Origin of the sequence: Streptococcus uberis (assembly GCF_900475595.1) — a bacterium.
Lineage (GTDB): Bacteria > Bacillota > Bacilli > Lactobacillales > Streptococcaceae > Streptococcus > Streptococcus uberis.
Genome location: NZ_LS483397.1, coordinates 260,963 through 274,895, shown reverse-complemented (window position 1 = coordinate 274,895; position 13,933 = coordinate 260,963). Strand labels below are relative to the sequence as shown.

Sequence of the window (13,933 nt, the reverse complement as noted above, 5' to 3'; positions counted from 1 at the left end):
GAATACCCCAATCTTTCTCTTTTTTAATAGAATAGTCATTTAAGCAAAAACTGTCAAGACAAAAAAAGAATCCCTTTTCAAGGATTCCTGTCTAGGCATTCAATTCTAAAGCATAGCTGACTGCACTTAAAGCATAAAGAGGAGCCGTTTCGGTCCGCATAATCCGAGGTCCTAGACCAACCTTAATAGCTCCCGCCCCTTCAAAAAGAGCAATCTCCTTTGGTGAAATGCCCCCTTCAGGACCAAAAATGAAGAGGATCTTATCGCCTTTTTTAAGGCTTGATAGGGCTTTGGCAAGCGCTGCTTTTTCACCATCTTTAGCAGATTCTTCATATGCAATAAAGATTTTGTCGAAGTGAGACAGCTCCGCTAAAAAATCAACTTTCCTTTCAAAGAGGGCAACTTCTGGAACCAGGTTCCGCTTGCTTTGTTCCGCTGCGCCTAAAGCAATTTTCTCCAGTTTCTCGGCCTTTTTGGCTAACTTCTTACCATCCCATTTGACCACTGACCAGTCTGCTGGAAATGACCAAATGGCATGTGCTCCAAGTTCGGTAGCTTTTTGAGTAACCAAGTCTAATTTATCAGCCTTGGGAAAGCCAGAGGCAATGGTAACTTGGACTGGCAATTCCACATTATCATCTAATTCTTCCACAATTTCAAAAAGATGGTTTTGACTGTCCAAGACCTTAGCCAAACGTTTTCTGTGGTCGCTAAAAACGATGACTACGTGATCATCCTCAGAAAGTCGCATGACTTGAAACATGTGTTTAAGTGTCTCTCTATCTGTTACCTGAAACTGACTTTGCGCTTGGCTATTCATAAAATACTGTTGCATCAGCCACCAATCACTCCTGACATATCATCTGTTTTTTTGAAAACACAAGCATTCCACTCACCTTGAATCATATGCGTTTCAAGGAAAAATCCTGCTTTTTCAGCCGAGGCTCTTACCATCGGCCATTTTTCTGAAATAATGCCTGACATGATGAGATAGCCTTCATCTTTTACCAAACGATAGGCATCATCTGTCAAATGAATTAAAATATCTGCCAAAATATTGGCAACAATCACATCTGCTTGAATAGTCACACCTTTAAGGAGATCTCCAGCAGCCACATGAATGTTTTCTGTATTGGCATTTAGGTCAATGTTTTCTTGTGCCACCCGCACAGCCACATCGTCCAAATCATAGGCATAAATCTCTTTGGCACCTAAAAGAGAACTTGCAATGGAGAGGACCCCAGAGCCTGTTCCAACATCAATCACCGTTTCACCACCACGGAGAACTTGTTCTAAAGCAAAGAGGCTCATTTTTGTGGTTGGGTGTGTCCCTGTCCCAAAAGCCATTCCAGGATCCAATTTAATGACTTTTTCTTCAGGTTTTGCATCATAATCTGTCCAAGAAGGCACAATCGTTAAATCATGGGTAATACGAGCTGGCTCATAATATTTTTTCCAGTTTTCAGCCCAATCTTCTTCTTCCAATTCGTGAGAAGCAATGGACACTGGACCTGTTTCTAAGCCCGTTGATTTAAGGGTAGCCACTTGTTTCTCAAGGCTTGCTGTCACTTCAGTAATAGCAAAACTTTCTGGAAAATAGCCAGTAATCGTAATCATATCATCCTGAGTGACATCTGGGAAAATTTCCCCAAAACGATCCGGCTGTCCCAAATAATCAGCACTATCACTGATAGCCACCCCTTGGCTCCCCGCCTCAATCAACATATTAGAAACCGCTTCTTCGGCATCACGGTGCACAGTAATCGTTAATTCTTGCCATGTCTTCATCTGTCAGTACTCCTTTATTAATATCGAGGATAGGCGAAGAATTCTTTTTCTTCTAAATCGGCTTTGCCTTTTTCAAAAGCTTCCGCATCCCAGTCCAAAGCGAAGTCAATCTTGCTGTCATCTTCTAAGAAATCCATGAGATCGCCCTGCCCTTCAGTCGCCACATCGTTGAGAAATTGTGCAAAGTACTGTATGAATTCACGAGACAAGCCCTTTTTGGGTTCATAAGGAATGGCTATCAAGTAGTCTTCCTTATCAAATTGTGACTTTTCAGGATTGTAGAAAAGCACATAATCTTCAAAGACGATATCTTCTTGAGAAACTTCACCCTGATCATCAATGGTCTCAACAGCAGCCTTATTTTGAGCTTCCAAAACAAAGGTCACTTCAACCGCATGGTTTTTCTTATCCCAATCCATAGCATAATCATAATGAAAATGTTTATCCATTTCTTCTTCTAACACTGATAAAAATCCAAATTTTGCCATCTTTTCTTCCTTTATTCTCTATTTACGTGTGTTGTCATTGCTACCAAGAGGTACCAAAGACCTACCATTTACATAAGACTTGTCACTTTATTATAACATATAAGTAGCTAGCTAAGCCTATCTATCTAGGTTATGATTTTTTAATTTTTCCGAACAATTAATAAAAATAATAGGTCCCTATTTGAAGTATCCTATAAACTGTGTTATATTAAAATTAATATTTATAAAAAAATAGACTTAAATGAGATAACGATGAGGTTTGCTATGCATTGGGAAGTTTTAACGATGACAAAATCAAAACGTTGGAGACCTGTTCCAACCGTTACTAAATTTGACACAGAGCAAGAAGCTATAGACTTTAAAAAATCTCTTAAACAATATTGTGAACTTTACCAAGTTAATGGTTAATTATCTTTACATCATAGAATTGAGCAGCATTATATGGAAAAAAATACCCTACCAAACTTAGAAGAAAAGTATCAACACTTTTCCCAGATACAAGCACAATTTGCAGAAACCCTCGAAAACTACCAGCAAAACTATCAAGACTTTGTCCAGTTAAGAGCCTTTTACGGAAGTGACGACTGGTATGAGAGTCGACAAACCCCAAACGATGCTGACGCATTCAGCATACTTAGTGAAGATACCTTATACAATCTCTTTGTAGAACACAGTGGCCTTTTAGAAAAAATGCTTGATCAATCTGCAAAGATGTATAAATCCCTTTGATATGATATTTGATAATTGGATTGTTTGGTGGACTTTACTGACACATGTCATCGTATATGTTGTCTATCATTTCATGTGGTTAATCTGTCTTATTAAGTTGTTTCTCATTATTTGTGGCGTCTTCTATATATACCGGTATTTTAAATCTTAAGAACACTTTGCTGTTCTTTTTCTTTTTGTCACAACAAGGCAGACTGAAAGAATTCTCATTTTTTGATACAATAAGGATACTTATCAAACGTCAAGAGGAGGCTGTCATGCCAGATAATCTAGCATTACGAATGAGACCGCGAACTATTTCCGAAGTGATTGGACAAGAACATCTTGTTGGGGAAGGCAAAATCATTCGCCGAATGGTGGATGCTAATATGTTGTCATCAATGATTCTTTACGGACCGCCTGGAATTGGAAAAACCTCAATTGCTAGCGCCATTGCCGGAACAACACAATATGCCTTTCGTACCTTTAATGCTACAACCGACAGCAAAAAACGCCTCCAAGAAATCGCTGAAGAAGCCAAATTTTCAGGAGGCTTGGTACTCCTACTAGATGAAATACATCGCTTAGATAAAACCAAACAAGACTTCCTCTTACCCCTCTTAGAAAATGGCAATATTATCATGATAGGGGCCACCACAGAAAACCCCTTTTTCTCAGTTACACCAGCTATCCGAAGCCGAGTCCAAATTTTTGAATTAGAACCCTTATCTAACGAGGCTATCAAAAAAGCTATCGCGACAGCCATTAAGGACAAAGAACGTGGCTATAACTTCCCCATTGAATTGGATCAGGATGCTCTTGATTTCATAGCCACAGCGACTAATGGCGACCTGAGATCTGCCTATAATTCACTAGACCTGGCCGTTATGTCGACTCAAGCAAACGAGGCCGGTCTTAGACACATCACACTTGATACCGTGGAAAACAGTCTTCAACGCAGTTATATCACTATGGATAAAAATGGAGATGGTCATTATGATGTTTTATCCGCCTTACAAAAATCCATTCGCGGTTCGGATGTCAATGCCAGTCTCCATTATGCTGCAAGATTGGTAGAAGCTGGTGATTTGCCAAGCCTTGCCAGAAGATTAACGGTCATTGCTTACGAAGATATTGGCTTAGCCAACCCTGATGCACAAATTCACACCGTTACGGCACTGGATGCCGCCCAAAAGATTGGGTTTCCGGAAGCCAGGATATTAATTGCCAACGTTGTAGTCGACTTGGCGCTTTCACCAAAATCCAATTCTGCCTACCAAGCCATGGATGCTGCAATTAGTGACCTTAAAAAATCAGGCAACTTGCCAATTCCGAGACACCTTCGCGATGGCCACTATTCCGGAAGTAAAGAACTGGGCAACGCCCAAAATTACCTCTATCCTCATGCATACCCCGAAAAATGGGTCAAACAACAATATTTGCCTGACAAATTGGTGGGACGTCATTACTTTGAGGCCAATGAAACAGGAAAATATGAACGTGCGCTAGGAGCTAACAAAGCGCGTATTGACAAGCTTTCTCAGTGATGAAAAACCATGAAATTGGGTAACCGTTTCCAAAAAATCGTCAAGAAGACTTGAAAATTTTCCAAAAAGTGGTATGATAAAGACATAGAAAAACAGAATTGCTGTGGCATACGAGTTCGCATCTATGTGTTGACCGACTATTTTTTTGTATTATCGGGAAACAAGTTTTTTCTCTAGTATGCAAGCCGTTTCACGCGGAAGCAACTGCAAAGAGAAAACAGGTTACCCACCTGCTTAATTGCGCGGGTTCAATACAAAACGCGAACCACCGGTGCCAATACAGCTTTCTTTTTTGCCTTCTTAGCTCAGTTGGTAGAGCAGTAGACTCTTAATCTATGGGTCACAGGTTCGAGCCCTGTAGGGGGCATATAACTATATAAGAAAAAGCCTTTGTTTAAAGGCTTTTTTTCTTGTCTAATGAGGATTCGTCCCACTATTTGTCCCCGAAAAAAGTAAGTTATTTATTTAGTTCAAAAAAGGATAACTTTAGAATATTAAAAAGAGCTAAACTGTTTAGCCCTAATCATTCTCGTATGCCATAAGTAAATATAATTCTTAGATATCATCATATTTTGTACTGTTATTATCAAGAACCGTTTCAACTTTGCTTCTAAACTGTCCCTTAATAGCAGTATCTATTTGACCTGCTATAGCTGTAATACTTGCTTTAGCTGTACTAGCAGTGGTCTCAATCTTGTCATCATATGTAGAAACAATACTTCTTCGATTATGTTTTTTGCGTGGGGCATGAACACTTGTGACAAGCAATTTATCCAGTTTCTTCTTTAAAGCCTTGATATCTGTTTTCCCCGTGACATAATCACCAACGATTCCCATTGTCTCTCCTTTCTGACATCAATTGATCCATCTTTCTCTCGATAGCCTGTCGTTTCTTGTAATACTCTTGGTTCGTATCTTCTTCTAAAGTCCTTAATCTTCTGTTTTCTTTAGCATACTCTGTATCAAAATCATCTTGAAATGACTCGATAATCTGAGTCATGCCCATAAAGGCTTCTTCATCTACAAATTCATCTTGACGAAGTTGATGACTAGTTGCTTCGTAAGTCTCCTGAAGCATCCTTTCAAATTCTGAACGCCTATCTTCCAATTCATAAAATTTTTCGGAAATAGCTAAGCTATTTAGATGGTAATGATCTTCCAACTTTTCTAAATCTTCTTGACTTTTCATGAGCTCATCATCTAAAGAGTCTATGCTTCCCATGCTTTAAAATCCCCTGCTAATTCACTATCCTTAGACAACATGGTTTCAACACCAGATTGAATATCACTTTTCAAAGTCGTGTAAGTGGTTACCAATTCTTCTGCTTTAGCGACTTTCTTATCAAAATGGGTATCTGTTTTAGTTACTATGCTCTCATAGGTAACACCACCTTCTGCATAGGCTTCTGCCAACTCTGCTTCCGTAAGCTCTGTTATCCCAAAGGGCATATCTTTAGTAGTGTTCCAGAGTTCTTCAGCTTCTTCAACAGCTGTTTGTGCAGATGATTTGATTTCCTCTAAAGCTGTTTCAGCAGTAGAGACTAAACCACTAGCAATAACCGTTGCTTGTTCTGCATCCAAGAAGATTTTTTCATGTGAACTTATACCTTTACCAGATTTTTGGAACTTTTTCTTGTCTTGCTCGTAGACATATAAACCTGTGGCTGTTACATCAAGAGCTTCAGAATAGGTTGTCTCCATTTGGGATGTCGTATCTAATATTTTCAAAGAACCATCAGCATTATACTGATACCCTCCCCACAAATGTTGATCACCAATTGTTTTGGTTATATTAGGATCAAATGTTGACCATTTACTATCAACGTGATGTACTATACCTACTGCTTGAGTACTTCCATATGGTAAGTACCCAATTGGTATGATATCCTTCTCGTCAACGTAATTCTGAATACGGTATTTCATACTATCTACTTTTTCTTGTTGCTCTTTTGAAAGAGTTCCATAGATATTTGGCCCTTGGTAAATATAAGCCCCTTTAATACGTGAAGGATCTTTTACATTAGCCAAAGCATATTGAGCATCCATTGAACCTAATGAATGACCATAAACGACAATGTCTGCACCTTTATAGTCATCATTCGCTAAAACATTGTTTAGAGTATTTGCCGATGTAGCTAATTGAGGTGTAACCCCCTTTTTCCCATTTATGATTTTGTCTGCCATTGGAATATCATTTTCGAGCCAATCAACCTTTGATCCTGGTGTTCCTGGACCCTCAGATCCTCTATAAATGACTGATACTTCTTTTTTATCCTCACTCTGGATGACATAAGCTTTTTGACCGAAGTCATCAGTAATGACTTCACGGACAGTACCTACAGTCTCTGAACCAGCAACCATTTGATCCCCAACTCCATATGGTTCATATTCTTGTTTTGCTATCTTTATCCTATCACGATCACTTAATTGAGTCATTTTTCTTCTCCAATAACCTTACAAGATTTTTTGAATATCCCCCACCCTCTTCAACTAACTTACCATCACTTTCTCTATTTAGTAAACTATATATTTTTAAAGTTTTGTCATTATTAATAATTAAAGTCACATTTATCCCTCCCATAGGATTATGTTTGATTGAATCTTTATCAATTTTATACTTTTGTATAATAGCTCCATCTTTAAAAGCTTTAGGTTCTATATTAAAAATTGTCTTTTCGAAAACTAGTTTTGCTTCTTTACTTTCAACAATTTCTACCATCTGATCATATTCACGTTTTTCTTGCAATTTATGTCCTCCTACTAAAATACCTACTGCAATTAATAACCCTAAAAGAATATATATAATCTTTTTAAAATTCATTTTAACTCCTTTAATGTAATCAATAAAATACCCTCTACTAAACATACTAAAAATAGGAAGGCTTACGCCCTCCTAAGTTATACTTATGAATGGGAAAAAGCCAATTACCGATTAATCTGTGAAGCAATATCAGAGTCTGTTTGTTCAACAACATCTGCTACTTTAAGCAATTGTTGATTAATATCTTCTAACAATTGTGCAAATTGTGTGATTTTTGGTGACAGTTCATTGAACTGTGCTTCAAAACTATCAAATGCTGTACCATCCCAATTCTCATCAATAACTGCTTGCTCTTGCGTTAAAGCAGTTAACACATCTGTAATAGATTGTGAGCCAGTTGTATATTTCTGCGCTGATGTACGAAGTTCTTCTGGTGTTAATTTTATTTGTGACATAAAGCATCCTCTTTTCTATAATCTCATTATAATACTTTGTTTATTAAAACACTAATATTTTATAAAAAGATACCAATTTCTTGTTATTGTATAAATACACAACAAATACGAAAATTATACTTCCTTATTTATTCTATATTTTTACTTATTTGCCCACCGATTGCCCACCAAAATTTCAATTTATGACATCACTTAACATTAATTATCGGTTCAAAACAGCCTTAAACACCTAATAACATCACTTATCGCACTTTAACAAACCTCAGTTTTATCCTGTAGGGGGCATATAACTATATAAGAAAAAGCCTTTGTTTAAAGGCTTTTTTTCTTGTCTAATGAGGATTCGTCCCACTATTTGTCCCCGAAAAAAGTAAGTTATTTATTTATTCAAAAAAGGATAACTTTAGAATATTAAAAAGAGCTAAACTATTTAGCCCTAACCATTCTCGTATGCCATAAGTAAATATAATTCTTAGATATCATCATATTTTGTACTGTTATTATCAAGAACCGTTTCAACTTTGCTTCTAAACTGTCCCTTAATAGCAGTATCTATTTGACCTGCAATTGCTGTAATACTTGCTTTAGCTGTACTAGCAGTGGTCTCAATCTTGTCATCATATGTAGAAACAATACTTCTTCGATTATGTTTTTTGCGTGGGGCATGAACACTTGTGACAAGCAATTTATCCAGTTTCTTCTTTAAAGCTTTGATATCTGTTTTCCCCGTGACATAATCACCAACGATTCCCATTGTCTCTCCTTTCTGACATCAATTGATCCATCTTTCTCTCGATATCCTGTCGTTTCTTATAATACGCTTGGTTCGTATCTTCTTCTAAAGTCCTTAATCTTCTGTTTTCTTTAGCATACTCTGTATCAAAATCATCTTGAAATGACTCGATAATCTGAGTCAGGCCCATAAAGGCTTCTTCATCTACAAATTCATCTTGACGAAGTTGATGACTAGTTGCTTCGTAAGTCTCCTGAAGCATCCTTTCAAATTCTGAACGCCTATCTTCCAATTCATAGAATTTTTCGGAAATAGCTAAGCTATTTAGATGGTAATGATCTTCCAACTTTTCTAAATCTTCTTGACTTTTCATGAGCTCATCATCTAAAGAGTCTATGCTTCCCATGCTTTAAAATCTCCTGCTAATTCACTATCCTTAGACAACATGGTTTCAACACCAGATTGAATATCACTTTTCAAAGTCGTGTAAGTAGTTACCAATTCTTCTGCTTTAGCGACTTTTTTATCAAAATGGGTCTCTGTTTTAGTTACTATGCTCTCATAGGTGACACCACCTTCTGCATAGGCTTCTGCCAACTCTGCTTCCGTAAGCTCTGTAATACCAAAAGGCATGCTTTTAGTTGTATTCCAAAGTTCTTCAGCTTCTTCAACAGCTGCTTTCGCAGATGATTTGATTTCTTCTAAGGCAGTTTCAGCAGTAGAGACTAAACCACTTGCAATAACTGTAGCTTGTTCAGCATCCAAGAAGATTTTTTCATGTGAGCTTATACCCTTGCCAGATTTTTGGAATTTTTTCTTGTCTTGCTCGTAGACATATAAACCTGTGGCTGTTACATCAAGAGCTTCAGAATAGGTTGTCTCCATTTGGGATGTCGTATCTAATATTTTCAAGGAACCATCAGCATTATACTGATACCCTCCCCACAAATGTTGATCACCAATTGTTTTGGTTATATTAGGATCAAATGTTGACCATTTACTATCAACGTGATGTACTATACCTACTGCTTGAGTACTTCCATATGGTAAGTACCCAATTGGAATGATATCCTTCTCGTCAACGTAATTCTGAATACGGTATTTCATACTATCTACTTTTTCTTGTTGCTCTTTTGAAAGAGTTCCATAGATATTTGGCCCTTGGTAAATATAAGCCCCTTTAATACGTGAAGGATCTTTTACATTAGCCAAAGCATATTGAGCATCCATTGAACCTAATGAATGACCATAAACGACAATGTCTGCACCTTTATAGTCATCATTCGCTAAAACATTGTTTAGAGTATTTGCAGATGTAGCTAATTGAGGTGTAACCCCCTTTTTCCCATTTATGATTTTATCTGCCATTGGAATATCATTTTCGAGCCAATCCACAGCAGAGCCTTTCGTACCTGGTCCTTCTGATCCTCTGTAGATAACAGAAACTTCCTTTTTATCAACACTTTGAATAACATAAGCTTTTTGACCGAAGTCATCAGTAACGACTTCACGGACAGTACCAATATCTTTTCTTTCACCTTTACTAATAACTTTCACTTTATCATTCGGTGAGTAATTAGAATATCCTTCTCCAGTAATTAGTCTTCGGTCAAATTCTGTTAAATTATCTTTACTCATTTGTTTTATCCTTTATTAACATATCTAAATCACCTGACATCCCCGAAGCACCTATCGTTATCTTTTTATCAGGTAATTCTTTTACAAGTGTATAAGAGATATAATATCGTTTATTATTGTTAACATGTATTACAAAACTAATACCACCCATTGGATTTTTTTTTATTGATTTTTTATCAATACTATATTCTTTAACTCTACCTTTATTTGATAACGCATTTTTATCAAAGAATTTTAAATCATCTTCAATAAGATTTTTAACTTCTTTACTTTCAACTATTTCTACCATTTGATCATATTCACGTTTTTCTTGCAATTTATGTCCTCCTACTAAAATACCTACTGCAATTAATAACCCTAAAAGAATATATACAATCTTTTTTAAATTCATTTTAACTCCTTTATAATATCCTATAAACAAACTCTTAAATAATTTACTTATAGTATACAATAAAGTCAACTTATATATTTATTTTTACATGTAATGATGTCAAGCTCCTCATATTCTAATCTTGCAACTTTTTGTCGATTAAAATCATTATATTCCTTACTCATAATTTTTGATCTTTCAATTCTCTGTTAAGCTCTTCAGAAATAACTTGTCCACTAACATCAATGTCTTTTCCGTTAATTCCTTTTATTATTGTATATCTAATATAATGATCTTTTTGATTGTTTACAATAACTTTGAACATAATACCTCCCATTGGATTTTTTCGAATTGTATTTTTTTCAATATGATAACTTTTAATAATTGCATCTTGTTTTAAAGCACTTTTGTCAAAATACTTAAAATCATCTTCAATAAGCTGTTTAACTTCTTTACTTTCAACTATTTCTACCATTTGATCATATTCACGTTTTTCTTGCAATTTATGTCCTCCTACTAAAATACCTACTGCAATTAATAACCCTAAAAGAATATATACAATCTTTTTAAAATTCATTTTAACTCCTTATTTCTTTTAATGCTTCATTTTCTACTTTCCTTGAAGGTGGTCTGCGTTTTATATACGCATAGAAGCCTGAACGTGAAACTTGAAGCGTTTGACAAGCATGCTCAATAGTTAAGATATCTCTGTTCTCTTGTAGAAACTGAAACTTTATTTCCGGCTTGGCTTCAAGAAGAGCTGGAACTTTTTTAGGAGAGCTAACTACTCTAATAATAGTTTATTCCCTTTCTCGAGTTTTTTAATCTCGAATTAGGCATGACGAAGAGCACTTCCATGTCCTGGAAACGCATTTCCTCCATCTTTTTCGTATTCTTGGACCCAACGATAAAGACTATTTGGATGAATCCCTAAAGTCGAGCTAACTATTTTGACAGACTGTTCTTCCTCGATAATGAGTTTGATAGCAGATAATTTAAATGCTCTATCAAATATCTTTCTTGGCATAATGTTTTCCCTCGTTATCATTTAACTTCGTGTCCACTTTATTATACCAAGTCCACTTGCTTTTTGTAAGGTTACTGCTATTACTTGTTTCTGAGATAAATTCTATATGTTATCATATAAGAAATTGAAACAAAATCTAAATTGGAGGTAAATGCCTTGGCACCATTAGATGCATTTCATCTGGGGGAACTCTATAGAGAACTCCGTTTGGCTCGAGGTCTGAAGATGAAAGATGTTGTTAATGAAAAATTATCACAAGCACATCTGTCTAAATTTGAAAATGGTCAAACAATGTTATCTGCTGATAAATTATTCATTGCATTAGCAGCCATACATATGAGTTTTGCTGAATTCGAACATGTCTATTACCAATATGAAGAGAGACCTTTTTTCAAACAAGCAAAATTGATTTCTGAGTACCATTCACAAAAAGATATCAAAAAGCTTCATGAACTCTTAGATTTCTATGATGATAATCCAGAAACATACGACGTCTATAACAGACTTAACAAACTTGTCATACGATGTGCTATTAATCATTTAAATCCGAATCACAAAATTTCAGAAAATGATAAAGAATTTATGACAACTTACCTTTATAGCATTGACGAGTGGACGGAATACGAACTCTATATTTTTGGAAATACCTTGCATGTCTTGTCAGATAGTGACCTTATATATCTTGCTAAGGCATTTACTGAACGGAGTTCACTTTACTTATCCATCCCATATCACAATGATCGAACAAAAATAGTCTTTTTAAATATTATTTTTAGTTTAATGGAACGAAAGCAATTCTACTATTCTGGTTATTTTATACAACAATTAGAATCTATTTTGACTTATCAAGATATGTTTGGAAAGACTGTACTTAACTTTTTAAAGCTTATTCTAGATTATCATCAAAAAAAGACTGTTAAAGTGAACGATTTAGAACGTTTCATTTCTAGTTTGAATCATATGGGACATAATGAAGTTGCAAGCTTTCTTCAAGAGAGTATGAATCATTTCATTTAATAATAAAAAAAGACTCACTAAAAACGAACTACACCCAAAAAATTAGAAACAAAATCTAACTTTTTGGGTGCCGTTTAAAATGAGCTGTTCTTTTTTATTAAAAATAAACTTACTATAATCAGTATTATGGCATAGACAATAAAACAGCTATAAGCAAATGGTAAACTAATTGTTGACAAAATTGGAAAAATCAAGCTGGTCAACGGGGGCACTATGGCCAAAAAAGCATTGACAGATGTAATAATGCCACCAATTCTCTCAACTGAGTATCGATTAATAATATCTGCAGAAAATCTAGGAGCAACAATTCCTATAAAAAAAGAGAGGAAAGCATTAGATAGAAAAATAATCCAAATACTATTAGCAATAAAACCTACTCCAACTAAGAAAATCATCATATCCGACCAAATAGTTATCTGAAAAATAGAATATTTCCTAAACAACGATGCCGTTAAACTATTTCCTAAAACCATGAACAAGGTAATCATTCCTGACAAGAGTGATATCTTAATTGGATGACTTAGAAAACCCAAGTCACTATTATCTTTTAAATATAAAGCAAAGAGTGGTGTAAGACCCCCAAAGAAGCCATTGAGCATTGATAATTGAATAAGATTAATGAGTAATGTATCATCAGATAGAATAGATTTAATATTTTCTTTTACAATCGTAAACATTGCGTCATGCTCTAATGTCTTGACATTTCTGGTCTGTGCTTTTAGAGGAAACTGAATAGTCCAATAAAACAAAGCAACGAACAAGAATAGAATAGCATTGGAAAATGCAAGTATACTTTTAGAAAATATACCTAATAAAAATGCTCCAATAAAGGTCGATAACACAGTAACTAGCTGTGTTCCAAGACTAATAAAACCTTGCGCTTTCTCCATGTCTTCTTGATTAACCAGAACCTTTGTAAAAGGGGAAAATAAGGCAGTTGAATAATTTCCACTTATATCCGAGAAGAGATTCAACAGTGAAACAAAGATTACTAAAGTTAATGTTGACGGATATTTAAATATCAAACCAATAACCAAATACATAACAACTCGAAAAAGTGAACTTCCAATTAACTGCCCAATTTTTTGTTTTTGTTTATCGGCAATTACACCCAAAAACAAACTTAGCAAAATAGGAAATGTTTCTGAAAAGGAAACAATTATAATGGCTAAGTTAGCCTTTGGTAAAGATGATGCCACCGTCAGCATTACTACGTAAAAAATTCTATCTCCCAGCTTTGACAACAAATTAATGGTGGCAAATTGAACAAAGAGTTTATTTTTTTGAAAAAAAGTCGTCATGTTATTCCCTAGCTTTAATGATATTTAATGAAAAAAACAAAATGTGATAAAAGAAATATTCTCATATCACATTTTGCTTTAACTAAATAGGCATTTTGTA

At 35.3% G+C, this 13,933-nt stretch carries 19 protein-coding genes, 1 tRNA gene and 1 other RNA gene; 6 read left to right on the top strand and 15 right to left on the bottom strand.

All coding sequences use genetic code 11. The features are described 5' to 3' along the window. Positions 1-91: 91 nt before the first annotated feature. The 3 genes from DQM95_RS01650 to DQM95_RS01640 are packed head-to-tail and all read right to left on the bottom strand — an operon-like array spanning position 92 to position 2,276. On the bottom strand, positions 92-835 hold the full coding sequence (locus DQM95_RS01650; RefSeq protein ID WP_037593182.1) for a 16S rRNA (uracil(1498)-N(3))-methyltransferase: 744 nt from the start codon (positions 833-835) through the stop codon (positions 92-94). After that, positions 835-1,788 (bottom strand): 50S ribosomal protein L11 methyltransferase, encoded by a 954-nt coding sequence (gene prmA, locus DQM95_RS01645; protein WP_012657783.1) that lies wholly within the window; start codon positions 1,786-1,788, stop codon positions 835-837. The genes DQM95_RS01650 and prmA overlap by 1 nt, the downstream gene beginning before the upstream one ends. Positions 1,789-1,805: 17 nt before the next feature. Beyond that, entirely contained in the window at positions 1,806-2,276 is a 471-nt protein-coding gene (locus DQM95_RS01640; protein ID WP_037593181.1) for a DUF3013 family protein, read from the bottom strand. 252 nt (positions 2,277-2,528) lie between these two features. Here DQM95_RS01640 and DQM95_RS10045 point away from each other — a divergent pair, with 252 nt between their 5' ends. From DQM95_RS10045 to DQM95_RS01620, 5 genes are all read left to right on the top strand, one after another. After that, on the top strand, positions 2,529-2,684 hold the full coding sequence (locus DQM95_RS10045) for a hypothetical protein (RefSeq protein WP_154626473.1): 156 nt from the start codon (positions 2,529-2,531) through the stop codon (positions 2,682-2,684). A 33-nt stretch (positions 2,685-2,717) separates the two neighbouring features. Then, complete coding sequence (locus tag DQM95_RS01635; protein WP_037593179.1) at positions 2,718-3,005, top strand: DUF4298 domain-containing protein; 288 nt, start codon at positions 2,718-2,720, stop codon at positions 3,003-3,005. Positions 3,006-3,262: 257 nt separating this feature from the next. Continuing rightward, a complete protein-coding gene (locus DQM95_RS01630; RefSeq protein ID WP_046387839.1) occupies positions 3,263-4,531 on the top strand; it encodes a replication-associated recombination protein A in 1,269 nt (422 codons plus the stop codon). Between the two features lie 95 nt (positions 4,532-4,626). Further along, positions 4,627-4,821: non-coding RNA, 6S RNA (gene ssrS / locus DQM95_RS01625), on the top strand. Between the two features lie 4 nt (positions 4,822-4,825). Then, positions 4,826-4,898: transfer RNA gene (locus tag DQM95_RS01620), tRNA-Lys, on the top strand. A 188-nt stretch (positions 4,899-5,086) separates the two neighbouring features. Here DQM95_RS01620 and DQM95_RS01610 read toward each other — a convergent pair. The 11 genes from DQM95_RS01610 to DQM95_RS01555 all read right to left on the bottom strand — a co-directional run bounded on the left by DQM95_RS01610 (position 5,087) and on the right by DQM95_RS01555 (position 11,515). Continuing rightward, positions 5,087-5,368 carry a hypothetical protein gene (locus DQM95_RS01610; protein ID WP_046393228.1) on the bottom strand — a complete coding sequence of 94 codons (282 nt, stop codon included), beginning with the start codon at positions 5,366-5,368 and terminating at the stop codon, positions 5,087-5,089. Beyond that, positions 5,352-5,753, bottom strand: a complete 402-nt coding sequence (locus tag DQM95_RS01605; RefSeq protein ID WP_037593617.1) for a hypothetical protein — start codon at positions 5,751-5,753, stop codon at positions 5,352-5,354. Before DQM95_RS01605 ends, DQM95_RS01610 begins: the two co-directional genes overlap by 17 nt. Next, entirely contained in the window at positions 5,741-6,967 is a 1,227-nt protein-coding gene (locus tag DQM95_RS01600) for an Mbeg1-like protein (RefSeq protein WP_111685913.1), read from the bottom strand. Before DQM95_RS01600 ends, DQM95_RS01605 begins: the two co-directional genes overlap by 13 nt. Then, positions 6,951-7,352 (bottom strand): DUF1310 family protein, encoded by a 402-nt coding sequence (locus tag DQM95_RS01595; RefSeq protein ID WP_037593612.1) that lies wholly within the window; start codon positions 7,350-7,352, stop codon positions 6,951-6,953. The genes DQM95_RS01600 and DQM95_RS01595 overlap by 17 nt, the downstream gene beginning before the upstream one ends. 104 nt (positions 7,353-7,456) lie before the next feature. Then, entirely contained in the window at positions 7,457-7,747 is a 291-nt protein-coding gene (locus tag DQM95_RS01590; RefSeq protein WP_037593610.1) for a WXG100 family type VII secretion target, read from the bottom strand. Between the two features lie 472 nt (positions 7,748-8,219). Then, positions 8,220-8,501: a hypothetical protein gene (locus DQM95_RS01580; protein WP_046393228.1), complete on the bottom strand. Its 282-nt coding sequence runs from the start codon at positions 8,499-8,501 to the stop codon at positions 8,220-8,222. Further along, positions 8,485-8,886: a hypothetical protein gene (locus DQM95_RS01575; protein WP_037593614.1), complete on the bottom strand. Its 402-nt coding sequence runs from the start codon at positions 8,884-8,886 to the stop codon at positions 8,485-8,487. The genes DQM95_RS01580 and DQM95_RS01575 overlap by 17 nt, the downstream gene beginning before the upstream one ends. Continuing rightward, positions 8,874-10,118, bottom strand: coding sequence for an Mbeg1-like protein (locus DQM95_RS01570; protein ID WP_111685912.1), 1,245 nt, complete (start codon positions 10,116-10,118; stop codon positions 8,874-8,876). Before DQM95_RS01570 ends, DQM95_RS01575 begins: the two co-directional genes overlap by 13 nt. Continuing rightward, positions 10,111-10,509, bottom strand: a complete 399-nt coding sequence (locus tag DQM95_RS01565) for a DUF1310 family protein (RefSeq protein WP_037592829.1) — start codon at positions 10,507-10,509, stop codon at positions 10,111-10,113. Before DQM95_RS01565 ends, DQM95_RS01570 begins: the two co-directional genes overlap by 8 nt. Before the next feature lie 160 nt (positions 10,510-10,669). Beyond that, positions 10,670-11,065: a DUF1310 family protein gene (locus DQM95_RS01560; RefSeq protein ID WP_037592831.1), complete on the bottom strand. Its 396-nt coding sequence runs from the start codon at positions 11,063-11,065 to the stop codon at positions 10,670-10,672. A 255-nt stretch (positions 11,066-11,320) separates the two neighbouring features. Further along, positions 11,321-11,515, bottom strand: coding sequence for an IS3 family transposase (locus tag DQM95_RS01555; protein ID WP_046391074.1), 195 nt, complete (start codon positions 11,513-11,515; stop codon positions 11,321-11,323). A gap of 156 nt (positions 11,516-11,671) precedes the next feature. On the opposite strand from DQM95_RS01555, the gene DQM95_RS01550 reads away from it, so the two are divergent. Continuing rightward, positions 11,672-12,532, top strand: coding sequence for an Rgg/GadR/MutR family transcriptional regulator (locus DQM95_RS01550; protein WP_037592832.1), 861 nt, complete (start codon positions 11,672-11,674; stop codon positions 12,530-12,532). A 74-nt stretch (positions 12,533-12,606) separates the two neighbouring features. Here DQM95_RS01550 and DQM95_RS01545 read toward each other — a convergent pair whose 3' ends face one another. Next, positions 12,607-13,833: an MFS transporter gene (locus tag DQM95_RS01545; protein ID WP_037592833.1), complete on the bottom strand. Its 1,227-nt coding sequence runs from the start codon at positions 13,831-13,833 to the stop codon at positions 12,607-12,609. Positions 13,834-13,933: the final 100 nt, after the last annotated feature.